The organism is Streptomyces sp. NPDC059787, assembly GCF_042732315.1.
Taxonomy (GTDB): Bacteria; Actinomycetota; Actinomycetes; order Streptomycetales; family Streptomycetaceae; genus Streptomyces; species Streptomyces atrovirens.
In genome coordinates this window covers 83,732-110,684 of sequence record NZ_JBHWHX010000025.1, presented here as the reverse complement: position 1 = coordinate 110,684, position 26,953 = coordinate 83,732, and the positions used below count along the sequence as shown (strand labels likewise).

Genomic DNA, 26,953 nt, shown 5'->3' with positions numbered 1-26,953 from the left:
CCGCCCCTTCCCGTCCCGACCCGGGGGCGCTGCCCCCGGACCCCCGCTCCTCAAACGCCGGAGGGGCTGGAATCAGCCCGTCCGGCGTTTGAGGACGAGGCCCGTTCAGGGCCGATGGGGGTCTGGGGGCGCAGCCCCCAGGGACGGGAAGGGGCGGCGGGGGCGAGTCAACGCTCTGCGCGGCGGGTCTCCCGTACGCGGCGCAGACGGTTGACCGTCACCGGATCGTGGGCGAGGGCCCGGGGATCGTCCAGGAGCGCGTTCAGAAGCTGGTAGTAGCGGACGGGCACCAGCCCCAGCTCCTCGCGGATGGCGCGTTCCTTGACGCCGGGGGCTGAGAAACCCCGGCGCTCCAGCGCGAGGATGTCCTGCTCGCGCCGGGCGAGCCCTCCGGCTCCCTGCTCCTCGTCCCCCGTGCCCATGCCCCGCAGACTACTCCGCGCTCTCCGCACGCGTCGCCGTCGCCTGGAGTCCGCCGAGGACGCCGGCGGGGCTGCCGCCCGGGGCGACCGCCTTGCCGATCTGCTTCTTGACCGCCGCGTTGACCGTCGCCCAGGAGGTGTTGCCGACCGGGTAGAGCTCCGAGGTCACCAGCTGGTCGAGGAAGGGCTTGAGGTCCTTGTCCTGGTCGGACGCGGCCATCGTCCGGGACGCGGAGGTGGTGACCGGCAGCAGGTTGTACTCGCGGGAGAAGTCGAGCACGTTCTCCTCGCTGTAGACGAAGTCGAGGAATTCGCCGACCTGGTCGCGGTGGCCGTTCTTCTTGAAGGCCATCATCCAGTCGGCGACACCGAGCGTGGCCGGGCTCTCGCCGTCGACGCCCGGCGTCGGCACCATGCCGAACTCCACGCCCTTCGCCTTCGCCGTCTCCATCAGCGAGGGGTGCCCGTTGAGCATGCCGACGTCCCCGGCGGCGAACGCCGCGAACGCCTCGGCCCGGTCGAGCTTGCCGGGCGCGACGGGACCGGTCAGGCCCTTGCCGACCAGCTCGTCCTTCAGCCAGGAGAACGTCTCGACGTTCTGCGCGGAGTCGATGCTGTACGTGCCCATGAGGTCGGTGTAGCCGCCGTCGCCGCTGAGCAGCCACTGCATGGTCTCGGCCTGTGCCTCCTCCGGGCCGAGCGGCAGCGCGTACGGGTACTTCACGCCCTCCGCGTCGAGCGCCTCGGCGGCCTCGGCGAGCTCGTCCCAGGTCTGCGGCGGGGTGATGCCGGCCTCGGCGAACAGCTTCTTGTTGTAGAACAGCACGCGCGTGGAGGAGGCGAACGGCAGACCGTACTGCACGCTGTTGACCTCGCCCGCGGTGGTCAGCTGGGCGAGGAAGTCCGCCTGGACGGGGATGGAGAGCAGGTCGCCGGCCTTGTAGAGCTCGCCCTCGGCCGCGTAGTCGGCGTACGCGCCGATCTGCGCCATGTCCGGCGGGGTGCCCGCGTCGACCATCTCCTTGACCTTGCGGTCGACGTCGTTCCAGGAGTAGACGTCCACGTCGATCTTCACATCGGGGTGCTTGGACTCGTACCGCTCGACCAGGTCGGCCCAGTACTTCTCGGAGCTGTTGGCCGCGCTGTCGCCGTAGTCGGCGGCGACCAGTTTCAAGGTCACGTCGGAGGACCCGCCGCCGAGTCCGCATCCGCCGAGGACTCCCGTCAGCCCCAGTGCGGACACCACCGCGATCGTCCTTGTCCTGACCCGCCGCTGCACTTGCCTTGCCCCTGCTCCGGCGCGTCCGCGCCATCCGAAACGTTTTCGATAATCGGAATAAGGTCTACACCACGTGAGTGGACTAGACCTCTTGCGGGTCCGGGGGCCACACTGTTCCACGTGAAACACGTCATCGCCCTCGATGTGGGCGGCACCGGGATGAAGGCCGCCCTGGTCGGGGCGGACGGCGCGCTGCTGCACCAGGCCCGCCGGGCCACCGGCCGCGAACGCGGCCCGGACGCGGTCGTCGCGGACATCCTCGACTTCGCGGCCGAACTGCGCGCCCACGGCGTACGGCAGTACGGCGAGGCCGCGTCCGCCGCCGGCGTCGCCGTCCCCGGCATCGTCGACGAGGCTCAGGGCGTCGCCGTCTACGCGGCCAACCTCGGCTGGCGCGACGTCCCGCTGCGCGCGCTGCTCACCGAACGCCTCGGCGGCGTCCCCGTCGCCCTCGGCCACGACGTGCGCGCCGGCGGTCTCGCCGAGGGCCGTATCGGAGCCGGCCGGGGCGCCGACCGCTTCCTGTTCGTGCCGCTGGGCACCGGTATCGCGGGCGCCATCGGCATCGACGGCCGGGTCGAGTCGGGCGCGCACGGCTTCGCGGGCGAGATCGGCCACATCGTCGTACGGCCCGGAGGTGCCCCCTGTCCGTGCGGGCAGCGCGGCTGTCTGGAGCGGTTCGCGTCCGCCGCCGCGGTGAGCGAGGCGTGGGCGGCGGCCTGCGGGGATCCGGGCGCGGACGCGGCGGACTGCGCGAAGGCCGTCGAGTCCGGGGACGTACGGGCCCGTCAGGTGTGGCAGGACGCGGTGGACGCGCTCGCCGACGGGCTGGTCACCGCGCTCACCCTGCTGGACCCCCGGGCGCTGATCATCGGTGGCGGGCTCGCCGAGGCGGGGGAAACCTTGTTCACACCGCTGCGGGAGGCCGTCCGGCGGCGGGTCACCTTCCAGAAGCTGCCGTCCCTGGTCCCCGCGGCCCTCGGGGACACCGCCGGATGCCTGGGCGCGGGGCTGCTCGCCTGGGATCTGATCGACACCACTGACCCCTCGTACCCCTCGGAGGTAACCACCTGATGGCCCCCACCAAGGTTCTCGCCGGTGCCCGGGTGGTCCTGCCCACCGGGACCGTGGACGACGGCCGCGTGACCGTCGAGGGCACGCGCATCGCGGACACCGCGCCCGCCGGTGCCGAGACGGTCGACCTGAGCGGCCACTGGGTGGTCCCCGGCTTCGTCGACCTCCACAACCACGGCGGCGGCGGGGCGTCCTTCGCCGGCGGCACCGCCGAGGACGTCCTCAAGGGCGTGCACACCCACCGCACGCACGGCACCACCACCGTGGTCGCCTCCGCCGTCACCGGTGACCTGGACTTCCTCGCCCGGCACGCCGGGATGCTCGCCGAGCTGGCCCAGCAGGGCGACATCGCCGGCATCCACTTCGAGGGGCCGTTCATCTCCCCGTGCCGCAAGGGCGCGCACGACGAGGAGCTGCTGCGCGACCCCGACCCGGCCGAGGTGCGCAAGCTGCTCGACGCGGCGCACGGGCACGCGAGGATGATGACGCTGGCCACCGAGCTGCCGGGCGGCCTGGACTCCGTACGGCTGCTCGCCGAACACGGGGTGATCGCGGCGGTCGGGCACACGGACGCCACGTACGAGCAGACGCTCCAGGCCATCGACGCGGGCGCCAGTGTCGCCACCCACCTGTTCAACGCGATGCCGCCGCTCGGCCACCGCTCCCCCGGCCCGATCACCGCCCTGCTGGAGGACGAGCGGGTCACCGTCGAGCTGATCAACGACGGCACCCATCTGCATCCGGCCGCGCTCCGGCTCGCCTTCCACCACGCGGGCGCCGCGCGGGTCGCCTTCATCACCGACGCGATGGACGCGGCCGGCTTCGGCGACGGCCGCTACATGCTGGGCCCCCTGGAGGTCGAGGTCGCGGACGGGGTGGCCCGGCTGGTGGAGGGCGGCTCGATCGCCGGCTCCACGCTCACCCTGGACCGCGCCTTCAAGCGGGCGGTGACGCTGGACGGTCTGCCCGTCGAGGACGTCGTACGGGCGATCTCCGCCAACCCGGCCCGTCTGCTCGGCCTGGACGACCGGATCGGCTCCCTGGAGCCCGGGAAGGACGCCGACCTGGTGGTTCTGGACGCCGGCTTCGACCTGGTGGGCGTCATGCGCCGAGGGGAATGGGTGGTCGATCCCGAACTGGGCTGATCCGTCCCTCCGTCGACGGACGGTGGCCGGTCCGGGGGGGTGGGCCGACCGCCGTCCGTTTGGCATGATCGTGACCACGGGTTCCACGGCAAGCGCAGGCACCAAGGGGGAGGTCGGCCCGGTGATCCTCACGGTCACGCTGAACACCGCTCTCGACATCACCTATCGCGTACCGTCCCTGCGGCCGGGGGCCTCCCACCGGGTCGCCGAGGTGACGGAACGCCCCGGCGGCAAGGGCGTCAACGTGGCGCGGGTGCTCGCGGCCCTCGGCCACGAGGTGACGGTCACCGGCTTCTCGGGCGGCGCGACGGGCCGGATCCTGCGGGACCGGCTCGCCGAGGTCCCGCGCCTGACGGACGCGCTGGTCCCGGTCTCCGGTACGACCCGGCGCACCGTCGCGGTCGTCGACGGGCGCTCCGGCACCACCACCCAGCTCAACGAGCCCGGCCCGGTGATCGGCCACGCCGAGTGGTCCGCGTTCCAGGAGGTGTACGAGGATCTGCTGGCCGCCGCCTCGGCGGTGGCCCTGTGCGGCAGCCTGCCCCCGGGCGTCCCGGTGGGCGCGTACGCGGGCCTGATCCGCACGGCCCGCGCGGCCGGGGTCCCGACCCTCCTGGACACCAGCGGCGCGGCGCTGCGCCGCGGGGTCGCGGGGCGGCCCGACATCCTCAAGCCGAACGCCGAGGAACTGGCCGGACTCACCGGCTCCCACGAGCCGCTGCGCGCCACCCAGGAGGCCCGCCGGCGCGGCGCGGGCGCGGTGGTCGCCTCCCTGGGTCCGGAGGGCCTGCTCGCGGTGACCGGCGAGGGCCGCTGGCGCGCGGCCCCTCCGCGACGGCTGCGCGGCAACCCGACCGGCGCCGGCGACTCGGCCGTCGCGGGCCTGCTCTCCGCCCTGGTCGAACACCGTCCCTGGCCGGACCGGCTGGCCCGCGCGGTCGCCCTGTCGACGGCGACGGTCCTGTCCCCGACGGCCGGCGACTTCGACCGGGCGGCCTACGAGGAGCTGCTGGGCGGGGTCACGGTGACCGGGGAAGCGACCGCGGCGTAGGGCAGGTCACTTCTCGACCTGGCCCTCCTTCAGCCACAGCTGGTCCAGCAGGACGTTGCACTTGTCGCCGTCGGCGCAGGAGACCGAGATGGTGTTGGAGCCCTTGTTGAGGGTCGGCCAGGCGTAGGTCTGGGTCCAGCCCTTGGAGAAGTCGCCGTCCTTGGCACGGGCGAAGTTGTCCATGTTGAGCTTGGAGCCGAACTCCTTGCCGTTGACGGTGAGCGTCATCGACTGGGGCTCGTCGGTGGTGCTGTAGCGCACGAAGACGGTGTAGGCACCGTCCTCCGGGATGTCGTTGACGGTCCAGGTGACCGAGTTCCCCGGCTGGTTGAGGTTGGCGACGTAGGTGCCGCCGTCGGACTGCGCTCCCTCGACGTCCGACGCGAGGGCGGCCGTACCGCCCAGCCGCATCACCTTTGCGTCGGCGGTGGGCAGCTCCGCCGTCTCTTCCTCGCCCGCGCCCTTGCTCGCCGACGGTGTCGGCTCGCCGCTCTCCTGGGACTGGGTCGGCGTGGAGTCCGCCTGGTTGCCGCCGCTGTCCTCGTCGTCGCCGCCGATCATGGCCACGCTGATGCCGATCACGACCGCGGCGACCACCGCGATCGCGCCGATGAGCAGGCCCTTGGTGTTCGGGCCGCGGCCCCGGCCGCCCCCGCCGCCGTGCGACGCCTGGTGCGACTGGACGGTGGTGGCGCCGCCGGGCAGCGTCTCCGGGGCGGCGTAGTGGGCGTTCGCCTGGCCGTACGCGCCCTGCTGCTGCGGAGCGGGCTGTGCCTGCTGGCCGTACTGGCGGGTCCCGACCGGCCGCACCCGGTTGACCGAGTTCGGGTAGCCGTAGCCCCCGGACGGCGGCTGGGCCCCGTTGGCCTGCCCGTCGGCGTAGAGGTAGCCGAACGGGTCGTCGTCCTCCGGCGTGCTCGCGCCGTTGTTGCCGGCCGTCATCCCTTGGTGCTCCTAGCTGCGGATCGGGTGCGGTACGAAGGGTGGAGAGAACGAGCGTACCCGCTTCCCATGGCCCGAACGGGTGACCCGCACCGCATCAACCCACTGACCTGCGCTTCATCCCGCACGTCTGTGCTGTTTGGGACGAGATCGTTTCTCGACGTACATCCGTTCGTCGGCTGACTTCAGCACTTCGTCCGCCGTCATCCCGCACTGCGCCCACCCGATGCCGAAGCTGGCGCCGACCCGCACGGCCCGTCCCTCGGCCCGGATGGGCTGGATGATCTCGTTGCGCAGCCGTACGGCGAGGTCCTGGGCGTCGGCCCGGCCGAGCCCGTCGGCGAGGATCACGAACTCGTCGCCGCCGAGCCGGGCGACGGTGTCGCCGTCGCGCACGCCGTTGCCGAGCCGGCGGGCGACCTCGATGAGCACCGCGTCGCCCGCGTTGTGCCCGAACCGGTCGTTGATCGACTTGAAGCCGTCGAGGTCGCAGAAGAGCACCGCGAGCCCCTTGGCGCCGTCGTCGAACTCGGCGGCGGGCGCGACGGTGTGCACGTGGTGGTCGTAGCCGTCGTAGCCCCCGTGTCCCTCCGTGCCCGGCGGGAAGTCGAAGTCGTGCCCCCGGTCGAAGACGGCGGGCGGGCCGTAGGCGGCGTCGAAGGAGTCCGCGGAGTCGAAGGACTCGAAGGGTTCCATGGAGTCGACGGAGGCGGGCAGTACGCCCTGCGGCTGCTGCCGGCACAGCCGGGCGGACAGCCGCGCCCGCAGCTCGGCGGAGTTCGGCAGTCCGGTGAGCGAGTCGTGGGAGGCGCGGTGGGCGAGCTGGAGCTCGCGGCGCTTGCGCTCCTCTATGTCCTCGACGTGGGTGAGCAGGAAGCGGGGGCCGTCGGCGGCGTCGGCGACGACGCTGTTGCGCAGGGACACCCAGACGTACGTGCCGTCGCGGCGGCACAGGCGCAGCTCGGCCCGGCCGCCCTCGGCGGAGGTGCGCAGCAGGGTGCCTATGTCCTCGGGGTGGACCAGGTCGGAGAAGGAGTAGCGGCGCATCGCGGAGGCGGGGCGGCCGAGCAGGCGGCACAGGGCGTCGTTGGTGCGCAGGATGCGGCCGTGCTGGTCGCCGCCCATCTCGGCGATGGCCATGCCGGAGGGGGCGTACTCGAAGGCCTGCCGGAAGCTTTCCTCGCTGGCCCGCAGCGCCTGCTGGTCGCGCTCCAGGCGGACCAGGGCGCGCTGCATGTTGGCACGTAGACGCGCGTTGCTGATCGCGATGGCGGCCTGGAAGGCGTACATCTGGAGGGCTTCGCGGCCCCAGGCGCCGGGCCGGCGGCCGTTGCGCGGGCGGTCCACGGAGAGGACGCCGACCAGTTCCCCGGAGGTGCCGCCGCCCTGCGGGCCGGGGGCGTACATCGGGGCGAAGAGCCGGTCGGAGGGGTGCCACTCGTCCTCGAAGCGGGGCGCGGGCCCGTCGGTGTACCACTGCGGGACGTCGTCGTCGTCGAGGACCCAGCCCTCGGTGTGCGGTATGAAGACCAGGTCGCCCCAGCGTTCGCCCATGTGGAGGCGGCGGTCCCAGGAGTCGCGGGAGCCGGTCCGGCCGGTGATGAGGGCCTCGGCGGCGGAGTTCCCGGCGAGCGCGGCGACCACGAGATCACCGTCGGGGCGTACGAGGTTGACGCACGCCAGCTCGTAGCCGAGGGCGCCCACGACGCCGTCGGCGACCGTCTGCAGCGTGTCCGCCAGGCTGCGGGCCGTGTTCATGTCGGCCATGGCTTGGTGGAGTTGCCGCAGTGACGCAAGACGGACGTAGGGTTCCGACTCGGTCTCCATCCTCGCCCTCCCCCCGAGACCTCGCAGCGAATCAAGGGTTGTCTTCGGCGTATCGTCCCAGCAGCTTCCCCGCCACTGAATCACAGCGCGCTGCTCACTCGGTACACAGGGTCAACAATTCTTGCCCCTTGTGACTCAAGTCACAGGTAAACGTGAACAATTGCCTGGGCTTTCCGCGGTTTCCCCTTGTTTTCGACGAACGCAGTTTTTGTGGTGCTTGTGCAGGGACTGTGCCCGACTCGGGCGTTGGTCCTAGGTCCCGGCTCGGACCGGGGTCCGATGCGGTGCCCGTGGAGCGGAGATTAGCGTTTCCGGCGTGCCGAACACTTCCGCCCCGTCCACGATCACCGCCGCGCCCGCCACCCGGCATGCTGAGGGGGTGAGCAACGACGAGTTCCGAGCCGCCCTGTCCCGGCTGGCCGCCGGCGTGGTCCTGGTGACCGCGCAGGAGCCGCCCCTGGACCCCGACGACCCTTCGGCGCCGGCCGGCGAGGACGTCGGCATGACGGCCACCGCGTTCCTGTCGGTCTCCCTGGACCCGCCGCTGGTGCTGGTCAGCCTGCGCAACGGCTCCCGCATGGACGAACTCCTCGACGAGCAGCCCCTGTGGGCGGTGTCCGTGCTCTCCGAGAGCCAGCGGCACGTCGCGGGCCGCTTCGCGATGAAGGGCCGGGTCAGCGACCGCCTGCTCTTCGCGGACATCCCGTACCTGCGCGGCGAGCACAGCGGGGCGCCGCTGGTGGGCGGCGCGCTGGCGACCCTGGAGTGCCGCACCGAGCAGCGGGTCCCGGCCGGGGACCACACCCTGGTGATCGGCCGCGTCCTGACCGCCCGGGTGCCGAGCGCGGAGGGCGGTCCACTGGCGTATTTCCGGGGCCGTTACCGGCAGTTGGGCTGAACGCATTGCCGCCGTGGTCGAAATCCCTTTTACCGGGCGGGATTTACCTGCTTAGGGTGCCCGGGTGACGACCACCACCGCACTCCGCCTCGAAGAGATCACCCCGAAGAACCTCAAGGCCGCCCTCGGTATACGGGTCCGTCCCGACCAGGAATTCGCGGTCGACCCGGTGGCGAACTCCCTAGCCGAGGCCTACGTGCATCCCGGCAGGGCCTGGCCCCGCCTGATCATGGACGGCGACCGCGCGGTCGGCTTCCTGATGGCCTTCCTCGACATCGACTGGCACGAGGACGGCGGCAGCGTCATCCGCTCCGGCCTGTGGCGCCTGAACATCGCCGCGGAGGAACAGGGCAAGGGCTACGGCCGCTTCGCCGTGGAATCGGTGGCCGAGGAACTCCGCCGCCGGGGCACCAAGGAGCTCTACGTCACCTGGCACCCCGGTGACAACGGCCCCGAGAACTTCTACCTGGGCCTGGGCTTCCACAAGACCGGCGAACTCGCCGAGGAAGAGACGGTGGGCGTGCTGGAGCTGGAGCTGGACCGAGACACCGAGATCCTGTCAGGGGGCGAGGTCTCGCGCCCCGAAAGGGACACGGGGCTGTGACCGACGTGCGGCTACCGCCGCATGGGCGCGCCCCGAGAGGGACATGGGGCTGTATCCGACATGCGGCTAACGCCGCACGGGCGCGCCCCGAAAGGGGCACGGGGAACTGTGCGACCAGCCACGACGGACCCGCAGGGACACTCACACGGCATCCCCGCACCTCTTGCTCCAACACCTCCGCAGGAGCCACCGAGGGCCGGGGCCCCACCCGGAGTCAGTGGGGAACCGGGGTCACCCCCAGTCCCGCGCGGAGCGCCCCCTCTTCGTCTCGGACCGCTGCTTCTTCTCCCGCAACCGCCGCTCATTGATCCCCCGCGGAATACGCGTAGGCCTACGCGGCTTCGGCGGCGGCGCACTCGCCTCCGCGAGCAGCGCCGCCAGCCGCACCGCCGCCGTCTCCCGGTTGCGCCACTGCGAACGGTGCTCCGAAGCGCGAACAGTGATCACACCACCGGTCAGCCGCCCGGCCAGCCGCTCCAGCGCCCGCTGCTTCCACACCTCGGGCAGCGCCTCGGTACGGGCGAGGTCGAAACGCAGCTCCACCTGGGAGTCGCTGGTGTTCACATGCTGCCCACCGGGCCCGGACGACCGCGAGAAACGCCACATGAGCTCGGCCTCGGGCAGGGAGACGGAGCCGCGGATGAGATAGGGACCGGACATGCCCTACAGGTTCCCGCGCCTGACCGGGCCACGTCACCCGAATATCCCGGATCGCGGGACACGGGTAAAGAAAGTAAAGAGACCTGGAACCTCTCGCACCCCTCTCCGCGTTCAATGGGGTAGCTGTAGCTTCTAGCCGTACGTAAACGAGGGAAGGGACTCCCAACAATGGCTGTAAGCCTGTCCAAGGGTGGCAACGTCTCGCTCACCAAGGAGGCTCCGGGCCTGACCGCCGTCACCGTGGGCCTCGGCTGGGACGTCCGCACCACCACCGGCACGGACTTCGACCTCGACGCCTCGGCGATCGCGGTCAACACGCAGGGCAAGGTCTACTCCGACGCCCACTTCGTGTTCTTCAACAACAAGCAGACCCCGGACAACACCATCGTCCACACCGGTGACAACCGCACCGGTGAGGGCGCCGGCGACGACGAGGCGATCAACGTCAACCTCGCCGCCCTCCCGGCCGACATCGACAAGATCGTCTTCCCGGTGTCGATCTACGACGCCGAGAACCGCAGCCAGAACTTCGGCCAGGTGCGCAACGCCTACATCCGCATCATCAACCAGGCCGGCGGCTCCGAGATCGCCCGCTACGACCTGTCGGAGGACGCCGCCACCGAGACCGCCATGGTCTTCGGCGAGCTGTACCGCAACGGCGCGGAGTGGAAGTTCCGCGCGGTCGGCCAGGGCTACGCCTCGGGCCTCGTGGGCATCGCCCAGGACTTCGGCGTGAACGTCTGACGGACGCCCCGCCCATGACGGAGTCCCCGGCCAGGCAGTGACCGCCCGGCCGGGGACTCCGGCACACCGTCAGGGCCGCTCCGGCCGCCCCTCCCCGTACAGCCAGTCCTCCCAGATCCCGGTGAAGTCCTCGCCCGGCGCCGACTTCTCCACGTACGCCGTGAAATCACCGGTGTCCGCGTTGCCGTGGCGGTGCTCCCGCGCCCAGCCCCGCAGCAGGGCGGAAAAGCGATCGTCGCCGACCGTCTGCCGGATCTTGTGCAGGACCATCGCGCCACGCCAGTAGACAGGGGTGGCGGAGACACTCGCCGCGTCCGGCGGCTCGGCGGGCGGGAAGGACCAGAGCGCCTCGTCGGTCCCCGCGTCCGGGAAGTACGAACCGGCGTACAGCGAGTCGAAGGTCCGCTGCGCGCTGTCGCCGCCGTGCTCCTCCTGCCACAGCCACTGCGCGTACGTCGCGAAACCCTCGTTGAGCCACATGTCCCGCCAGGTGCGCGGGGACACGGAATCGCCGTACCACTGGTGGGCGATCTCATGGACCAGCAGCACGATGTCGGGGGCGCCGGGGAAGACGGGCCGGTTCTGGGTCTCCAGGGCGTACCCGGCGTCCTCGGGACGCTCGACGACCGCACCCGCGGAGGAGAAGGGATACGGCCCGAAAGTCCGCTCCGCCCACTCCAGCACCTCGGGAATCCGCGCCAGGACCGCACGGCTCGCCTCCGCCTGCTCCGGATCGACGGCCGTGTACACGGGCAGCCCGCCGGCGGTCACCGTGCGGCGGACGTCGTACCTGCCGACGGCCAGCGTCGCGAGATAGCTCGCCATCGGCTCACCCGTGCGCCAGCGGTACGTCGTACGGCTCCCCTTCCGCTCCTCACCGGCCGGCTCCCCGTTGGACACCACCCGCAACCCCTTCGGCACCGTCACCGCGACGGCATACGTCGCCTTGTCGGAGGGATGGTGATTTCCCGGGAACCACGCCATCGACCCCACCGGCTCCCCCAACGCCAGCGCCCCGTCGGCGGTACGCAGCCAGCCCTCCTCGGAACCGTCCGGGTCGGTGACGGTCACCGGGGCGCCGCTGTAACGGACGGTCACCCGGAAGGTACCGTCCACCGCCTCGCGCGGACGGACGGTCAGCTCCTGCCCCGCCCGGCTCCAGCGGGCGGCCACACCGTCGACGGAGACCTCCTCGACGTCGAGTCCCTCGAGGTCGAGGTTCAGCACGGAGAGGTCCTCCGTCGCACGGGCGGTGATCGTCGCGGTGCCGGTGAGACGGTGCGCACGGGGATCGTAGGCGAGGTCGAGGGCGTAATGGCCGACGTCGTAGCCACCGTTACCGGCCTTCGGGAAATACGGATCACCCACACCGGAGCCACCGGCGGAAGCCCCGGAACCACCCCCGCAAGCAACCACGGACACCATGAACAGGACGGCGACGGCACTGCGGGAACCAGGGCGGTGGAGGCGCACCCCAGGATCCTATGAGGGCCGGCGCACCACGACGTGACACCATCACCCCCGTGCTCGACATCGGCTACGCCCTCTCCAACCGCTTCCCCGACCCCCCGCAGACCGACTACCGCCGCGCGGACGTCCACGCCCTGCGCCACGACCTGTTCTGCGGGGACGTCTACCTCGCCGACACCAAGTCGGACCGCGAGCTGTCCACAGCCTGGGGATGGGTACCGGTGCTCGACTTCGCATGGGCACTGTGCGACATCGTCGAGCGCGTCGACCGGGACCCGGCCGGCTCCCGCGCCTCCCGCCCCCAGTACGCGGAACTGGACTTCACCGAGTCCACCGACCGCCTGCTCTTCGAACGCCGCTTCGGCTGGGTGGACATCGAGGCGGAATGGCTGCCCGCCTCCGAACCCCCGCTGACCTTCTCCCACACCGAACTCCGCCGCGAAGCCCGCGACTTCCTCCACGACCTCCTCGCCGACCTGACCGACCTCCACGAGGACCTCGGCGAGAACCCGGCCGTCTGGACCCTCCAGGCCCGCTACCCCCGCGTGAGGTAACCCCCTCTCACCCCTCCACCCTGATCCCCAGCTCCCCCGCCAGCACCGGCGCCAGATCCAGCAACTGGCCCGTGCTGATCACCGCCCCCGACAGCCGGTCCACCCCCCTCGCGATCTCCAGCGACGCGGCACCCCGCAGGTCCACGTCCTTCAGCGTGGCCCCCGAAAGGTCCACGTCCTTCAGCGCGCAGTCCACGAACTCCACGCGCTCCAGCCGCGCCCCGCCGAAGTCCGGCTCGACCAGGACACAGCCCTCGAAGACGACGTCCTTGAGCCGGGCCGAGCGCAGATTCAGGAAGTCGATCTTCCCGCCCCGGATCAGCACCCGCTCCAGCACCGCCCCGTGCAACTGCGTCCCCCCGAGCCGCGCGTCGGTCAGCTCCACATCGCGCAGCGTCGCCTCGGCCATGTCGGTGCCCACACCCCGGACACCGGCCAGCACCGAATCCAGCAGCCGCGCCCGGGACAACCGCGTCCCGTCCAGCGCGCACCCCGTCAGCACGCAGTCCATGAAGCGCGCCCCACCGCCGTCCTGCCCGGCGAAGTCCGCCTCCCGGAACTCCAGCCCGTCGTAATCCCCGTCCGGCTCCAGCCCACCCCCCTCGTGACGCTCCAGCGCGGGCAACCGCAGCTCAGGGCGCCTCGCCCCCTTCACACCCGTACCGCCCACCGCTCTCCTCGCCATGACCCCATGCTGCACCCCACCACTGACAACCCTCCCGACCTGCGAAAACCCCGCGCATGTCACATTCCCCCGCCCCAGCTCCGTCGTACACGCAAAGCCGGAAGGCGACCCCGACCGAGGGAGACCCCCAGCCATGCACCGCATCACCGTCATCGGCGGCGGATTCGCCGGACTCACCGCGGCCATCACCGCCGCCGAGGCCGGCGCCAAGGCCACCGTCCACGAAGCCCACCACACCCTGGGCGGCCGGGCCCGCACCACCGAAGGCCCCTACCGGACCAACGACGGACCCCACGCCCTCTACAACGGCGGCCCCCACTGGACCTGGCTCCACCAGCGCGGCCTCATCGGCCCCCTCGCCCCGCTCCCACCCCTGGAAGCCGCCCGGCTCCGCCTCCGCCACCGGGGCACCCTGCGCCGCACACCACCCTTCGCCCTACTGAAACTCCTGCGCCGCAGCGTCGCCCAGGCGCCCGTCGACACCGACTTCCTCACCTGGGCCACCGGAATCGCCGGCGAAGAGGGCGCACGGGCCGCCGCCCACTACACCGCGGTCGCACTGTTCCACCACGACCCCGGCTCCCTGTCCGCCGCATTCGTACAGGAACGCCTGCGCCGCGCCACCAGACTCCCCCCGGAAGCCCACTACCCGCGCGGCGGCTGGGGCGGCCTCATCGACCGGATGGCCGCCCGCGCATGGAACCTCGGCGTACGCATGGAGACGCTGTCCCGCGTCGACACCCTGCCCACCGACACCCCCGTCGTCGTCGCCACCTCACTCGACTCCGCCCGCCGCCTCCTCGACGACCCCACACTCATCTGGCCGAGCGGCCGCACCGTCCTGGTCGACCTCGCCGTACGCACCCGGCGCGGCGACGCGTTCGCCGTGTCCGACCTCGACGCACCCGGCTGGCTGGAGCGCTTCACCGCCCAGGACCGCACCCTCGCCCCCACCGGCGAACAGCTCGTCCAGGGCCAGATCCCCATCAGCCCCCGCGAGTCCAAGGCGGACGGCACCGCCCGCGCGGAGGAACTGCTGGACCTCGCCCTCCCCGGCTGGAGGAAACGGACCACCTGGCGGCGGGACGCCGTGGCGAACGGCCGCACCGGCGCCGTCGACCCGCCCGGCACCACCTGGCGCGACCGCCCCGCCGTCGACCGCGGCGACGGCGTCTACCTCGCCGGCGACCAGGTCGCCGCGCCCGGCGTGCTCTCCGAAGTCTCCTTCAGCAGCGCCCTGACAGCCGTCTCCCTCGCCCTCGGCCGGAACACCCTTGACCTCAAGCGTGCTTGAGGTCGCACCGTGGGAGCCGTAACGGCGCACAATCCGACCCCCGGGGGAATCCCACATGCACGCCATCCGTCTGCACGCCTTCGGACCGGCCGAGAACCTCACCTACGAGGAGACCGAGGACCCCCGGCCAGGCCCCGGACAGGTCCGTATCGCCGTCCGCGCGGCCAGCGTCCACCTCGCCCCCGACGGCCGGCACATCGTGTTCGGCTGGTCCTCCCAGGGCATCAACAGCGACAGCCCCTACTTCGTCGAGGGCGTCTCCCTCAACGTCCTCGGCCCCGAGATGATGCGCAGGGCCGGCGGCCCCGACCCCGTCCGCACCCTCGAACTACGCGCCCTCGCCCAGGCCGCCGAGGGCGGACTCACCCCCGCCGTGCACCGCTTCCCCCTCGCCGGGGCCGCCGCCGCCCACCGGGCACTGGAGAACAGGGCCACGACCGGAAAGGTGGTTCTGGAGCCGTGACCGACACCACTACCGTGCAGGAAGTGATCGACATCCCCGCGGAACTCGCCGCCACCCAGGAGAAATACAACAAGGAGGCGGGCCGCGCCTTCATCGCCGCCCTCCCGGACCTCACCGCCGCCTTCCTGAGCCGCTGGAACCTGCACGTCACCGGAACACCCATGCACGGCGTGAGCGCCCTCGTCCTCCCCGTCACCCGCACGGACGGCACACACGCGGTACTGAAGCTCCAGATCCGCGACCACGAGACCGAAGGCGAACCGGTCGCCCTGCGCCTGTGGAACGGCGACGGCGCGGTCCGCCTGCTCGACCACGACGAACCCACCGGCACCATGCTCCTGGAACGTCTCGACGCCACCCGGATGCTCTCGCACCAGGACGACGTCCACGAGGCCGTCCTGGTGATCGCCCGCCTCCTCGCCCACCTCCACACCACCCCGGCCCCCGAGGGCATGCGCCACCTCCGCGACATCGCACCGGCCATGCTGGAACGGACCCCCGCCGCCCTGGACCGCATCCCCGACCCTGCCGCCCGCCGCCTCGTCGCGGACTGCGCCGCCGCCGTACGCGAGGTCGCCGACGAACCCGGCGACCGACTCCTCCACTGGGACCTGCACGACGAGAACGTCCTCGCCTCCGACCGCGCCCCCTGGCTCGCCATCGACCCCAAACCCCTGGCCGGCGACCCCGGCTTCGACCTCTGGCCCGCCCTCGCCAACCGCTTCGACCCCGACGACGTCGTCCGGCGCTTCGACGCCATGACCGACGTCCTCGGCCTGGACCGCGCGCGGGCGCGCGCGTGGACGTACGGGCGACTGCTGCAGAACTGCCTGTGGGAGGTCGAGGACGGCCGTCCACCGGACGAGGCGGACCTGGAGATCGCCCGCCGGCTGCGCGGTCTTACGGCATGAAAAACCCCAGGTCAGAGCTGACCTGGGGTTTCGCTGAGCCCCCTGTCGGATTCGAACCGACGACCTGCTGTTTACAAGACAGCCGCTCTGGGCCGGACTGAGCTAAGGAGGCATCGCGCACTACGACGCCGTACGCGAAGGGCTGCTCCACTGTACACAGAGCGCCTTCCGTGCAGCCACGAAGTTCTCCGTACCGCCCGCCGCGGAAACCGACCGTAACCATCCGTGCACCCGTCCTCCGATCGGTCCGAGGTGCTGTTCCGAAGGCCGGATCGCCGGGGAGGGGATCATGGCGGAGCCGGCGGACGGGTCCCAGCCGAAGGCGGTGAAGGGCGAGGAGGCCGAGCGCGTCAAGCGCGAGGTCCCCGGCATCCACGAACGCGGTGCGCGGCACGCACGCAAGACGGCCCCTTTGCGGCCCCACAGCGAGGAGCAGGGCGAGGGGAGGCGGCGGAAGGCGAAGCCGAACGGGGCGACTCCGCACGCCGGTTGGGGCGAGTCGCCGCGTCAGGGCGTCGGAGCCGGAAGCGTGTTCTCCGGCCGTGCAGGGGCGGCCGTTCGTATACGGACCGACGGGCCGTCGGCCGTCATGCCTGTGGAACCCGTGTCAGACCGGGCATGCGCAGCTCAACAAGGCTGTGTGGTCGGCAGCGGGCGATGAAGCGGGAAGCCCTGGACAAGGTCAAAAGGTCCGTGCTCTGCCCCAGCACAGGGCGAGGTCACAGGGCGTTGCTCTGGCGATGGTCAAAAGCGGGGTGCTCCGCCACTCACCCCGTCGTCGAAAGTTTCCGCGAAATTCACAGCCCTGGAACTACTGACAAGCAGGTGAACGCCGGGTACCGTCCTGTGCCAGTTCACTCGTGTGGACCAACACCACAACGGAACACCCGTCGTGGCATCACCTTCCTACTCGGATCGTCCGGCACGTTCCTGCCGGTAGAAGGGGACCATTCACCATGGCCACTGTCACGTTCGACAAGGCGACCCGGATCTACCCCGGTTCCACCAAGCCCGCCGTCGACGCGCTGGAGATCGACATCGCGGACGGCGAGTTCCTCGTCCTGGTCGGCCCGTCCGGTTGCGGCAAGTCCACCTCGCTCCGCATGCTCGCGGGGCTCGAGGACGTCAACGGCGGCGCCATCCGCATCGGTGACCGCGACGTCACGCACCTGCCGCCGAAGGACCGGGACATCGCCATGGTGTTCCAGAACTACGCGCTCTACCCGCACATGACGGTCGCCGACAACATGGGCTTCGCGCTCAAGATCGCCGGCGTCAACAAGGCGGAGATCCGGCAGAAGGTCGAGGAGGCCGCGAAGATCCTCGACCTCACCGAGTACCTGGACCGCAAGCCGAAGGCGCTCTCCGGCGGTCAGCGCCAGCGTGTCGCGATGGGCCGTGCCATCGTGCGTGAGCCGCAGGTGTTCCTCATGGACGAGCCGCTGTCCAACCTGGACGCCAAGCTCCGTGTGTCCACCCGTACGCAGATCGCGTCGCTCCAGCGCCGTCTCGGCATCACCACCGTCTACGTCACCCACGACCAGGTCGAGGCCCTCACCATGGGTGACCGTGTCGCGGTCCTCAAGGACGGTCTGCTCCAGCAGGTCGACTCCCCGCGCAAGATGTACGACAAGCCCGCGAACCTGTTCGTCGCCGGCTTCATCGGCTCCCCGGCCATGAACCTGATCGAGGTCCCGGTCACCGACGGCGGTGTGAAGTTCGGCAACTCGGTGGTGCCGGTGCAGCGTGACGCGCTCTCCGCGACCAGCGACAAGACCGTCACCGTGGGCGTCCGCCCCGAGCACTTCGACGTGGCCGGCGCCGACTCCGACCAGGGTGTCGCCGTCACCGTCAACGTCGTCGAGGAGCTGGGCTCCGACGCGTTCGTCTACGGCACCTCGCAGATCGGCGGCGAGTCCAAGGACATCGTCGTCCGCGTCGGCGGCCGTGACGTCCCGGAGAAGGGCAGCGTGCTGCACGTCGTGCCGCGCGCGGGCGAGACCCACGTGTTCTCGACGTCGACCGGTGCGCGCCTGTCCGACTGACGCCGTTTCGTGGAAGGGCCCCGCAGATCGCTGCGGGGCCCTTCCACGTTGTCGACAAATACCCCGGCACATCGGTCATTTCGACCCCGTACGTCAACACGCCGCCCGGGATACCGGGTTCCTTGTCCCCCGTAACGGTGACGGAATGTTTTCTTGTCGCTACCGGGCGCTACCCTCACACGCGTGAAGCACTCCACTAACCCTCAGACGCGTCGCGGCCGGGGCCCCGCCCGCCGGATCGGCCGCTCCCTCGCCTTCGTCCTGCCCGTCGTCCTGGTGCTCTCCGGGACCTTCGCGGTCGCGCGGGTCAACTGGTCGGGGGCCCCCTCGAGCCCCGTGCTCACGGCCGCCTCCGGCGCGTCCTCCCGTGCCGACGCCCGGGCGCCGCAGCATGTGCTGCGGGACAGGCTGCTGGTCGAACTGCAGGAGGAGAACCCGGGTGCGGCGCTCACCCACCTCCAGCAGGCCGTGAACGACCGCCCGTCGCTGGCGAAGCACTGCGCGTCCATCGCCCGCGCCCTCGGCAAGGCGGCGGTCCGCGTCTACGGCCCGACCAAGGCCCAGTCCTACGCCCGCCCGGTCTGCGACACCTCCTTCGCCTCAGGCGTCACCACAGCCAACCGCTGACCCCGGCTGCCCCCGTTCCCGCGGGCAGCCGTATGCCCCGCCCTCCTCGGGCAGTCGCGCCGCTGGGGCGGCACGGGTGGGCGCGACGGCACCCCGCATGCGCCGGGCCGCGCAACCCACCCCCGGCCCACACCGACGCGGGGCACCCGGTAGCGCCGGGGCCGCAGCCCCACCCCCCGGCCCACGCCAACACCGGGCAACCCCCAAAACGCCGCGCCGCGTAAAGTGCGGGCATGACCGATCCGCGAGCCGTCGCCCGCCCCGTACAAGCCGTAGTCCTGGCCGGAGGCCAGGGGTCCCGGCTCCGGCCGTACACCGACGACCGCCCCAAGCCGATGGTCGAGATCCCCGGCACGGGAACCCCGATCATCGGCCACCAGCTCTCCTGGCTCGCCGAGGAGGGCGTGACGGACGTGGTGGTCTCCTGCGGCCACCTCGCCGAGGTCCTGCAGAAGTGGCTGGACACCGCCGACCTGCCCCTCTCCGTCACCACCGTCGTCGAGACGGAACCCCTCGGCCGCGGCGGCGGCCTGAAGTACGCCGCCGCCCGCCTCCCGCACCCGGACCGGCCCTGGTACGCCACCAACGGCGACATCTGGACCCGTTTCTCGCTGCGCGACATGGCCGACTTCCACACCGAGCGGGACGCCGTCGCGACCCTCGCCCTGGCCCGCCCGCGCATCCCGTGGGGCGCGGTACGCACGGACGGCTTCGGGCACATCACCGACTTCATCGAGGCCCCGCCGTCGACCTTCGAGATCAACGCGGGCGTGTACGTCTTCTCCCCCGAGTTCGCCGGTCTGCTCCCGGAGCGCGGCGACCACGAACGCACCACGTTCCCGCACCTCGCGCGCGAACGCCGCCTGGCCGGTTTCCCCATCCCCCAGGGCTCCTACTGGCGGGCGATCGACACCGCGAAGGACCTGACGGAGGCGGCGAAGGAGCTCTCGGCCCAGGGCCGCTGAAATCTTTTCCCTTCCGCCCGTCACATCGTCCGGCCGCCGTCCGTCAGTGACGTGACACGACGTGGCGCCCCGCCACGTCGGACGGACGGAAGGGACCGCACGATGCTGACCAGCGTCATGTACGTGACGATCAACGTGACCGACCAGGACCGGGCGCTGAGGTTCTACACGGACCAGCTCGGTCTGGAGAAGCGCGTGGACCATCCGGGCCCCGAGGGGCGCTTCCTCACGGTGGGTGTCCCGGGCAGTGCTCTGGAGTTCCTCCTGTGGCCGCACGGGGCGGGCTCGGGGCAGCCGGCCGCGGGCGAGCCGGGCGGAAGGGCGCTCGGTGCGGTCTTCCTCGAATCGGACGATCTGCGGAAGGACTTCGCGGTGTGGCGGGACCGCGGTGTGACGTTCGACCAGCCCGAGCCGGAGGACTACCCGTTCGGGGTGCGCGTCGAGGCCGTGGACCCGGACGGAAACCGGATCGCACTGCGCCAGCGCGGCCGGGCGAGCGGGGCGTGACGGCCGTCCGTCCGTAGCCGCCGCTTCCACGGCAGTGGGGTCCCGCACGGACGACATGCGGGACCCCACTGCCGTACGCGGGCTATCCCAGGAGGCCGCCCACGAGTCCCGGCTTCCCGGAGGAGCCGCCGCTGCCCCCGCTCGGTGCGCCGCTGCCGCCGGAGGCGCCGGCGCCGCCCGAGGTGGGGCCGGAGCTGGTGCTCGGTGCCTGGTCGGCCGGGGAGGACTGCCGGGGCGGGGCCTGGCCGGCGCTGCCCTGGGTCTGGCTGGGCGCGCCGGTGGCCGCGTCGGCACCCTGGGTCGCGCCGGGGGTGGTGGCGTCGGCGGACGGGCTCGTCGCGTCCGAAGTGGCGTCCCGGGTGGGCGAGGTGGAGGCGGCCGGGGTCCGCTTCTCCTTCTGGTGTTCGCCGGACTCTCCCGGCAGCGGGGAGCCGGGGAGCTCGTTGCGCGGGGCCTCGCCGGGCCCGGGGACGACCACCCGGTCGGCGTCCCGCACGGCACCGCCGAGCAGTGAGCCGACGAGCATGCTGAACCCGCAGACCACGAAGGTGACCAGGGCGCCCCGGCGCAGCACGTACCGGCGCAGGTCCCAAATGTCGGCGCGGGGGCCGAGCCGGCGCCAGGCCCGGCTCGCGAGGCGGCCGTCGACGGAGTAGACGGGGGCGCCCGCGATGACCAGTGGTGACCAGGCGGCGAGGTAGATGATGTCGGGTGTCTCGTAGGCGGGGACGCTCTTCCAGCTGACGGTGACCAGCAGTGCCGCCGAGAGCGTCGCCCCGACGACGGCGGCCAGGCGCTGCCAGCAGCCGAGGGCGGTCAGGACGCCGACGACGATCTGGGCGAAGGCGATGGCGAGGCCGGAGCCGATGGGGTGCTCCAGGGCGAACTGGCGCAGCGGCTCGGCGACTTCCCAGGGGTGCAGGGTGTGCAGCCACTTGACCATGGAGCCGCGCTTGCCGCCCTCGAAGTAGAGGGGGTCGCACAGCTTGCTCATTCCGGCGTAGACGGAGATGCCGCCGAGGAAGACGCGCAGCGGGAGCAGGACGACGCCGAGGTTCATCCGGCGGCCGGGGTAGTAGGCGTGCCGGGCCGGGTCGTCGCCGTGCCGCCTGGCGCGGCGGCCGGTGTTCTCGGGCCCGTTGTCGTACGCGGGTTCGTCGTAGGCGCTGCCGACCGTGCGCATCGGGGGCAGCAGGGGGCCGTCGGCCGGGCGGCGCTGGGCGCCGACGAACGGGGTTTCGAGGGTCTGGGTGACCGGGTCGTCGGCGTGGTCGTACCCGGTGCCGGTGCGCGGGATGACCCGGGTGGCACCGGAGTCGGTGAGCGGCTCGTCGGCGTGACGGACGCCTTCGTGCCGTACGGCCTGGAGCAGCCGGTGGGCGCCGGTGTCGTCGGGCGCGGACCGGCCGCTCCAGACGACGGGCCGGCGGCGGGCGGCCTGGCCGGGCGTGCCCACGGTGGTGACGACGGGGATGCGGGCGGTGTCCTCGGCGGCGCTCACGTGCCGTGCGATCCGCGGCGATTGGGCGCGCCGCGCCGAGACGCCCAGCTGCACGCGGAAGCTGGCGTGATTGACGATGACCTGCGCCGGATCGCTCGGCACCTTCACCATGCTCAGCGCGGGAGCGTCGTCGAGTCCCGACGAGCGGTCCCCCGTGGGTGTGCGGGGTGTTCTCGTGTCCACACTCATCTAACCGAGTGACATGGCGTTAGGACACTGCCTTGACCCGCCGGAAGTGTCCGGGCCGCGTCAAGCCTGCCCGGACCCCCCGGAACACCCCGTATGGGCGACCCAGCCGAACACCCGTCCAGCCCCGCCGACGGCACCTCTGCCTGCCGCACTCGCACGGCCGCGCCGGCCTCCGACCGGCGACCTCCACCGGCCCCCGCAATCAGCCCCGCCGACGCGCCGCCTCGTACAGCACAATGCCCGCCGCCACACCGGCGGCACCCCCGTCTGCCGCACTCGCACGCTGCGCGGCTTCGCACGGCCGCGCCGGCCTCCGACCGGCGACCTCCACCGGCCCCCGCAATCAGCCCCGCCGACGCGCCGCCTCATACAGCACGATGCCCGCCGCCACACCGGCGTTGAGCGACTCCGCGCCGCCCGGCATCGGGATCCGCACCCGGAAGTCGCAGGTCTCGCCGACCAGGCGGGAGAGGCCCTTGCCCTCGCTGCCGACGACGATGACGACCGGTCCGTCCAGCGCGTCCAGGTCGCCGAGCTCGGCCTCGCCGTCGGCGGCCAGGCCGACGACCGCGATCCCGGCCTTCTTGTACGCCTCCAGCGCGCGCGTCAGGTTGGTGGCGCGGGCGACGGGCGTACGGGCTGCCGTACCGGCGGACGTCTTCCAGGCGCCGGCGGTCATCCCGGCGGCGCGCCGCTCGGGCACGACGACGCCGTGGCCGCCGAACGCGGAGACGGACCGGACGACCGCGCCGAGGTTGCGCGGGTCGGTGACCCCGTCGAGGGCGACGATCAGCGGGTCCTGCCCCTCCTCGTGGGCGCCGGCGACGAGGTCCTCGGGGTGCGCGTACTCGTACGGCGGGACCTGGAGGACCAGACCCTGGTGGTTCAGGCCGTTGGTCATGCGGTCGAGTTCGGGGCGGGGGGCCTCCATGAGGTTGATCCCGCCGCGCTCGGCCGCGAGCTGGAGCGCCTCGCGCACCCGCTCGTCGTTGTCGATGAACTGCTGGACGTACAGCGTGGACGCGGGCACGCCCTCGCGCAGCGCCTCGACGACCGGGTTGCGGCCGACGACGAGTTCGGAGGCCGAGCGGCCCCCGCCGCGCCGCTGCTGCGGGCGGGCGCCCTGGGCACGGCGGGCCTTCGCCTGGGCGGCGCGCTGCTTGGCGTGCCCCTTGCGCATCTCGGCGGGCGGCGTGGGCCCCTTGCCTTCCAGGCCCCGGCGCCGCTGGCCGCCGCTGCCGACCTGCGCGCCCTTCTTGCCGGACATGCGGCGGTTGTTCGCGGCCATGAGGTATCCGTCTCCGTGAAGTCGTGGGTGGTGCTGCTTTTGTGCGTACTGCGTGCGTACGTCTGTGACGTGTGCCTATGAAGTGTGCCGCCCGGAGGCCCGGACGGCACAGTCGATCTTCGGATGCCGAGGTCAGAGCCGGTCAGGGCCTGTCAGGGCCTGGCTCCTCAGCGCGGGCCGAGGCTCCAGCGCGGCCCCTGCGGGCTGTCCTCGATGACCAGGCCGGACTGGTTGAGCTGGTCGCGGATGGCGTCCGCGGTGGGCCAGTCCTTGCGGGCGCGGGCGGCCTCGCGCTGGTCGAGGACCATGCGGACGAGGGTGTCGACCGCGCCGTGCAGGTCCTCGCCGCGGTCGCTCTCGCCGGCCCAGTGCGGGTCCAGCGGGTCGAGGCCGAGCACGCCGAGCATGGCGCGGACCTCGGCGAGGCGGGCGACGGCCTCCTCCTTGTCGTCGGCGGCCAGCGCGCTGTTGCCCTGCCGGACGGTGGTGTGCACGACGGCGAGCGCCTGCGGGACGCCCAGGTCGTCGTCCATCGCCTCGGCGAACGCGGGCGGCACCTCGTCGGCGGGTTCGACGACGCCCCCGGCCTTCTCCACCACGCGCTGCACGAAGCCCTCGATCCGCGCGAACGCGGACTCGGCCTCGCGCAGGGCCTCCTCGCTGTACTCGATCATCGACCGGTAGTGCGGGGTGCCGAGGTAGTAGCGCAGCACGATGGGCCGCCAGCGCTTGACCATCTCGGAGACCAGGACGCTGTTGCCGAGCGACTTCGACATCTTCTCGCCGCTCATGGTGACCCAGGCGTTGTGCACCCAGTAGCGGGCGAACTCGTCGCCGTAGGCCTTGGCCTGGGCGATCTCGTTCTCGTGGTGCGGGAAGATCAGGTCGAGGCCGCCGCCGTGGATGTCGAAGGCGCTGCCGAGGTACTTGTGCGCCATCGCCGAGCACTCCAGGTGCCAGCCGGGGCGTCCGCGGCCCCACGGCGTCTCCCAGCTCGGCTCACCGGGCTTGGCCGCCTTCCACATCGCGAAGTCGCGCGGGTCCCGCTTGCCGGTCTCGCCCTCGGCGGACGGCTGGAGCAGGTTGTCCAGCTCCTGGTTGGACAGCCTCAGGTACTCGGGGAACGAGGTGACCGCGAAGTACACGTTGCCGTCGGCCTCGTAGGCGTGCCCGCGCTCGATGAGGCCGCGCATCATCTCGACCATCTCGGTGATGTGGCCGGTGGCGCGCGGTTCGTAGGTCGGGGGCAGGCAGCCGAGGGCGCGGTAGCCGTCGGTGAAGGCGCGCTCGTTGTCGTAGCCGATGGACCACCAGGGGCGGCCCTGCTCGGCGGACTTGGCGATGATCTTGTCGTCGATGTCGGTGACGTTGCGGATGAACGTCACCGCCAGGCCGCGGTACTCGAACCAGCGGCGCATGATGTCGAAGTTCAGGCCCGAGCGGATGTGCCCGATGTGGGGTGCCGCCTGCACGGTGGCACCACACAGGTAGATCGAGACGCAACCCGGCTGGAGCGGGGTGAAGTCACGGATCTGCCGGGCGCTGGTGTCGTACAGGCGAATAGTCACGACACCAGGGTAGTAGGCGCGGACGCGTGCGGTGCGCCTCTGGCGGTTTCGACGACGTATGTCACGTGCGGGCCCGGTGGGGGTTGATCGCGCCCGCGCGGCGGAGCCGCATATCGGCACGGTCCCGCGCCCCTTGAGTCGGACAGCTCACCCTTCTCCTGCTTCTCTTACGACCAGCGCTGTTGCCACCGCCATGAGGCCCTCTTCCCTGCCCGGGAAGCCCAGGCCGTCGGTCGTGGCGCCGGAGACCGAGACCGGGGCGCCCGCTGCCTCCGAGAGGAGTCTCTGGGCTTCCTGTCTGCGTTTGCCGATCTTCGGGCGGGGGCCGATCACCTGTACGGCGATGTTGCCGATGCGGAAGCCGGACTCGCGGACGATGCGGGCGGCCTCCGTCAGCAGGGTGGTGCCGGACGCGCCGGACCATTCGGGGCGTCCGGTGCCGAAGTGCTGCCCCAGGTCACCGAGGCCGGCGGCGGAGAAGAGGGCGTTGCAGGCGGCGTGGGCGACGACGTCCGCGTCGGAGTGGCCGGCGAGGCCGGGTCCCTCGCCCTCCCACTTCAGGCCGGCGCACCACAGTTCGCGGCCGTCCTCGAAGGCGTGGATGTCGGTGCCGATGCCGACCTGCGGCAGGGGGTACGGCTGTTCAGAAGCCATCGATGAGCCTCCTGCGGGCCAGGACCGCCTCGGCGAGGACCAGGTCGAGGGGGCGGGTGACCTTGAAGGCCTCCTCGTGCCCGGGGACGGTGACGACGGTGAGGCCGAGCTGTTCGACCATGCTCGCGTCGTCGGTGACGTCGTCCTTCACCGTCTCGTGGGCGCGCACGAGGGTGGCCCGGTCGAAGCCCTGCGGGGTCTGCACGGCCCGCAGCAGCGACCGGTCCGGGGTGGCGACCACGGGTTCCGGCTCGCCCGGGACGTCGGCGGGCTCGACCTGCTTGACGGTGTCGGCGAGCGGCAGGGCGGGTACGACGGCCGGCGCTCCGTCGCGTACGGCCTCGATGACGGCGTCGACGGTGTCCACGGGGACGAGCGGGCGGGCCGCGTCGTGCACCAGGACGATGTCGTAGCCGGGCGGCAGCGCGTCCAGGCCGAGCTTCACGGACTCCTGGCGGCTCTCGCCGCCGGGGACCACGAGGAAGTCGGTGCGGTCGGGCAGGGCGTGCGCGTCGAGCAGTGACTTGACCTCGGGGGCGCCGTCGGGCGGGGCCACGACGACCACCAGGGAGACGGCGCGGGAGGCGGCCATCGCGCGGACGGCGTGGATGAGCATGGGCGTGCCGCCCAGCGCGCGGAGCGCCTTGGGGGCGCCCGGTCCGAGGCGTACACCACGGCCGGCGGCCGGGATCACGGCCGCCGTACGGGCGGTCGTACGGCCGGATACGGGGTTCGGCGACGGCTGGGGGAGCGGATCGTCAGACATCGGTTCCTGTCAGGTTTGTGTGCTCGGCCCGGGTGGGTATGGCCTGGGCGTACCCCCTGCTCCCGGAGCGGGGGGAGTGCCGGGCGTTCCGCCTTGACCAGCCCCTTCCGTGATTCTGGTCGAGTCGACCGTCCGGGCCCGGTACGCCAGGGGTGGGGACGTGAGTCATGACACATTCCCCGATACGGCGCAAGTGCAGCGTACGTGCGGTGTCCGGGTACGAACATGCCGCAGCGCCCGGCGACGTCCATGACGTCATCGGGCACCGCGGCATTTCAAGTGCTGAGTGCTGAGAGTGGGCCGCGGGCCGCGACCGACTCAGAAATCTCAGGAGGCGAGGACCTCGTCGAGCAGGGCCTCGGCCTTGTCCTCGTTGGTGTTCTCCGCGAGGGCGAGCTCGCTGACCAGGATCTGACGCGCCTTGGCGAGCATGCGCTTCTCACCGGCGGAGAGTCCGCGCTCGCGCTCACGACGCCACAGGTCACGCACGACTTCCGCGACCTTGATGACATCGCCCGAGGCGAGCTTCTCGAGATTTGCCTTGTAACGACGGGACCAGTTCGTGGGCTCCTCCGCATACGGCGCGCGCAGCACCTCGAAGACCCGGTCCAGCCCGTCCTGACCGACCACATCACGTACGCCGACGAACTCCGCATTGTCCGCTGGCACACGTACCGTCAGGTCACCCTGGGCGACCTTCAGCACCAAGTAGGTCTTGTCCACGCCTTTGATCTGGCGAGTTTCGATAGCCTCGATCAGCGCGGCCCCGTGATGGGGATAGACCACGGTGTCGCCAACCTTGAACGTCATGTGACAGGTA

The 26,953-nt window shown here is 71.8% G+C and carries 26 protein-coding genes, 1 tRNA gene and 1 pseudogene; 14 read left to right on the top strand and 14 right to left on the bottom strand.

Annotated features, from left to right (window positions below; all coding sequences use genetic code 11):
• Positions 1-167: 167 nt before the first annotated feature.
• Both ACFV5H_RS23545 and ACFV5H_RS23540 read right to left on the bottom strand, forming a co-directional pair.
• On the bottom strand, positions 168-422 hold the full coding sequence (locus ACFV5H_RS23545) for a DUF3263 domain-containing protein (protein ID WP_385057144.1): 255 nt from the start codon (positions 420-422) through the stop codon (positions 168-170).
• A 10-nt stretch (positions 423-432) separates the two neighbouring features.
• Positions 433-1,701, bottom strand: a complete 1,269-nt coding sequence (locus ACFV5H_RS23540; RefSeq protein ID WP_385057142.1) for an extracellular solute-binding protein — start codon at positions 1,699-1,701, stop codon at positions 433-435.
• A 120-nt stretch (positions 1,702-1,821) separates the two neighbouring features.
• Here ACFV5H_RS23540 and ACFV5H_RS23535 point away from each other — a divergent pair, with 120 nt between their 5' ends.
• The 3 genes from ACFV5H_RS23535 (at position 1,822) to ACFV5H_RS23525 (ending at position 4,971) form a co-directional block, all read left to right on the top strand.
• The gene (locus ACFV5H_RS23535; RefSeq protein WP_385197108.1) at positions 1,822-2,775 is read left to right on the top strand and encodes an ROK family protein; all 954 of its coding nucleotides are present in this window, start codon (positions 1,822-1,824) and stop codon (positions 2,773-2,775) included.
• A complete protein-coding gene (gene nagA / locus ACFV5H_RS23530) occupies positions 2,775-3,920 on the top strand; it encodes an N-acetylglucosamine-6-phosphate deacetylase (protein WP_385197107.1) in 1,146 nt (381 codons plus the stop codon). Before ACFV5H_RS23535 ends, nagA begins: the two co-directional genes overlap by 1 nt.
• 121 nt (positions 3,921-4,041) lie before the next feature.
• Positions 4,042-4,971 (top strand): 1-phosphofructokinase family hexose kinase, encoded by a 930-nt coding sequence (locus ACFV5H_RS23525; protein ID WP_385197114.1) that lies wholly within the window; start codon positions 4,042-4,044, stop codon positions 4,969-4,971.
• Positions 4,972-4,977: 6 nt separating this feature from the next.
• Here the strand turns inward: ACFV5H_RS23525 and ACFV5H_RS23520 are convergent, their stop codons facing one another.
• Positions 4,978-5,913 carry a carbohydrate-binding protein gene (locus ACFV5H_RS23520; RefSeq protein WP_385197105.1) on the bottom strand — a complete coding sequence of 312 codons (936 nt, stop codon included), beginning with the start codon at positions 5,911-5,913 and terminating at the stop codon, positions 4,978-4,980.
• Between the two features lie 117 nt (positions 5,914-6,030).
• Positions 6,031-7,740, bottom strand: coding sequence for a diguanylate cyclase CdgB (gene cdgB / locus ACFV5H_RS23515; RefSeq protein ID WP_385057135.1), 1,710 nt, complete (start codon positions 7,738-7,740; stop codon positions 6,031-6,033).
• A 316-nt stretch (positions 7,741-8,056) separates the two neighbouring features.
• Between cdgB and ACFV5H_RS23510 the strand changes: the two genes are divergently transcribed.
• On the top strand, positions 8,057-8,638 hold the full coding sequence (locus ACFV5H_RS23510; RefSeq protein WP_385057133.1) for a flavin reductase family protein: 582 nt from the start codon (positions 8,057-8,059) through the stop codon (positions 8,636-8,638).
• A gap of 64 nt (positions 8,639-8,702) precedes the next feature.
• Positions 8,703-9,242: a GNAT family N-acetyltransferase gene (locus ACFV5H_RS23505; protein ID WP_385057131.1), complete on the top strand. Its 540-nt coding sequence runs from the start codon at positions 8,703-8,705 to the stop codon at positions 9,240-9,242.
• Between the two features lie 231 nt (positions 9,243-9,473).
• Here ACFV5H_RS23505 and arfB read toward each other — a convergent pair whose 3' ends face one another.
• Complete coding sequence (gene arfB, locus ACFV5H_RS23500; RefSeq protein ID WP_385197104.1) at positions 9,474-9,902, bottom strand: alternative ribosome rescue aminoacyl-tRNA hydrolase ArfB; 429 nt, start codon at positions 9,900-9,902, stop codon at positions 9,474-9,476.
• 168 nt (positions 9,903-10,070) lie between these two features.
• On the opposite strand from arfB, the gene ACFV5H_RS23495 reads away from it, so the two are divergent.
• Positions 10,071-10,646, top strand: coding sequence for a TerD family protein (locus ACFV5H_RS23495; RefSeq protein WP_030864397.1), 576 nt, complete (start codon positions 10,071-10,073; stop codon positions 10,644-10,646).
• 69 nt (positions 10,647-10,715) lie between these two features.
• On the opposite strand, the gene ACFV5H_RS23490 is transcribed toward ACFV5H_RS23495, so the two are convergent.
• Positions 10,716-12,071, bottom strand: a complete 1,356-nt coding sequence (locus tag ACFV5H_RS23490; protein WP_385057145.1) for a M1 family metallopeptidase — start codon at positions 12,069-12,071, stop codon at positions 10,716-10,718.
• Positions 12,072-12,169: 98 nt separating this feature from the next.
• On the opposite strand from ACFV5H_RS23490, the gene ACFV5H_RS23485 reads away from it, so the two are divergent.
• Complete coding sequence (locus ACFV5H_RS23485) at positions 12,170-12,670, top strand: hypothetical protein (RefSeq protein ID WP_385057125.1); 501 nt, start codon at positions 12,170-12,172, stop codon at positions 12,668-12,670.
• Positions 12,671-12,677: 7 nt separating this feature from the next.
• Here the strand turns inward: ACFV5H_RS23485 and ACFV5H_RS23480 are convergent, their stop codons facing one another.
• Entirely contained in the window at positions 12,678-13,355 is a 678-nt protein-coding gene (locus ACFV5H_RS23480; RefSeq protein WP_385197103.1) for a pentapeptide repeat-containing protein, read from the bottom strand.
• 133 nt (positions 13,356-13,488) lie between these two features.
• Here ACFV5H_RS23480 and ACFV5H_RS23475 point away from each other — a divergent pair, with 133 nt between their 5' ends.
• From ACFV5H_RS23475 to ACFV5H_RS23465, 3 genes and pseudogenes are all read left to right on the top strand, one after another.
• Positions 13,489-14,649, top strand: coding sequence for an NAD(P)-binding protein (locus tag ACFV5H_RS23475; protein WP_385197102.1), 1,161 nt, complete (start codon positions 13,489-13,491; stop codon positions 14,647-14,649).
• Between the two features lie 175 nt (positions 14,650-14,824).
• A pseudogene (locus ACFV5H_RS23470) lies at positions 14,825-15,112 on the top strand (zinc-binding dehydrogenase); the annotation flags it as partial.
• Positions 15,109-16,023 (top strand): aminoglycoside phosphotransferase family protein, encoded by a 915-nt coding sequence (locus ACFV5H_RS23465; protein WP_385197101.1) that lies wholly within the window; start codon positions 15,109-15,111, stop codon positions 16,021-16,023. The pseudogene ACFV5H_RS23470 and the gene ACFV5H_RS23465, both read left to right, overlap by 4 nt.
• A 36-nt stretch (positions 16,024-16,059) precedes the next feature.
• On the opposite strand, the gene ACFV5H_RS23460 is transcribed toward ACFV5H_RS23465, so the two are convergent.
• Positions 16,060-16,135 (bottom strand) — tRNA-Thr (locus tag ACFV5H_RS23460).
• Between the two features lie 844 nt (positions 16,136-16,979).
• Between ACFV5H_RS23460 and ACFV5H_RS23455 the strand changes: the two genes are divergently transcribed.
• The 4 genes from ACFV5H_RS23455 to ACFV5H_RS23440 all read left to right on the top strand — a co-directional run bounded on the left by ACFV5H_RS23455 (position 16,980) and on the right by ACFV5H_RS23440 (position 20,167).
• A complete protein-coding gene (locus ACFV5H_RS23455; protein WP_385057114.1) occupies positions 16,980-18,068 on the top strand; it encodes an ABC transporter ATP-binding protein in 1,089 nt (362 codons plus the stop codon).
• Positions 18,069-18,251: 183 nt separating this feature from the next.
• Positions 18,252-18,695, top strand: a complete 444-nt coding sequence (locus ACFV5H_RS23450; protein WP_385057111.1) for a hypothetical protein — start codon at positions 18,252-18,254, stop codon at positions 18,693-18,695.
• 233 nt (positions 18,696-18,928) lie between these two features.
• Entirely contained in the window at positions 18,929-19,660 is a 732-nt protein-coding gene (locus ACFV5H_RS23445; RefSeq protein WP_085572515.1) for a nucleotidyltransferase family protein, read from the top strand.
• Between the two features lie 102 nt (positions 19,661-19,762).
• Positions 19,763-20,167, top strand: coding sequence for a VOC family protein (locus tag ACFV5H_RS23440; protein WP_385057108.1), 405 nt, complete (start codon positions 19,763-19,765; stop codon positions 20,165-20,167).
• An 82-nt stretch (positions 20,168-20,249) separates the two neighbouring features.
• On the opposite strand, the gene ACFV5H_RS23435 is transcribed toward ACFV5H_RS23440, so the two are convergent.
• The 6 genes from ACFV5H_RS23435 to ACFV5H_RS23410 form a co-directional block, all read right to left on the bottom strand.
• A complete protein-coding gene (locus tag ACFV5H_RS23435; protein WP_385197100.1) occupies positions 20,250-21,857 on the bottom strand; it encodes a DoxX family membrane protein in 1,608 nt (535 codons plus the stop codon).
• A gap of 343 nt (positions 21,858-22,200) precedes the next feature.
• Positions 22,201-23,145 (bottom strand): 23S rRNA (guanosine(2251)-2'-O)-methyltransferase RlmB, encoded by a 945-nt coding sequence (gene rlmB / locus ACFV5H_RS23430; protein ID WP_385197098.1) that lies wholly within the window; start codon positions 23,143-23,145, stop codon positions 22,201-22,203.
• Positions 23,146-23,312: 167 nt separating this feature from the next.
• Complete coding sequence (gene cysS / locus ACFV5H_RS23425; protein WP_385057102.1) at positions 23,313-24,713, bottom strand: cysteine--tRNA ligase; 1,401 nt, start codon at positions 24,711-24,713, stop codon at positions 23,313-23,315.
• A gap of 147 nt (positions 24,714-24,860) precedes the next feature.
• On the bottom strand, positions 24,861-25,367 hold the full coding sequence (gene ispF / locus ACFV5H_RS23420) for a 2-C-methyl-D-erythritol 2,4-cyclodiphosphate synthase (RefSeq protein ID WP_385197097.1): 507 nt from the start codon (positions 25,365-25,367) through the stop codon (positions 24,861-24,863).
• On the bottom strand, positions 25,357-26,133 hold the full coding sequence (gene ispD, locus ACFV5H_RS23415) for a 2-C-methyl-D-erythritol 4-phosphate cytidylyltransferase (protein ID WP_385057097.1): 777 nt from the start codon (positions 26,131-26,133) through the stop codon (positions 25,357-25,359). The genes ispF and ispD overlap by 11 nt, the downstream gene beginning before the upstream one ends.
• 327 nt (positions 26,134-26,460) lie before the next feature.
• Positions 26,461-26,943 (bottom strand): CarD family transcriptional regulator, encoded by a 483-nt coding sequence (locus ACFV5H_RS23410; protein WP_003953493.1) that lies wholly within the window; start codon positions 26,941-26,943, stop codon positions 26,461-26,463.
• Positions 26,944-26,953: the final 10 nt, after the last annotated feature.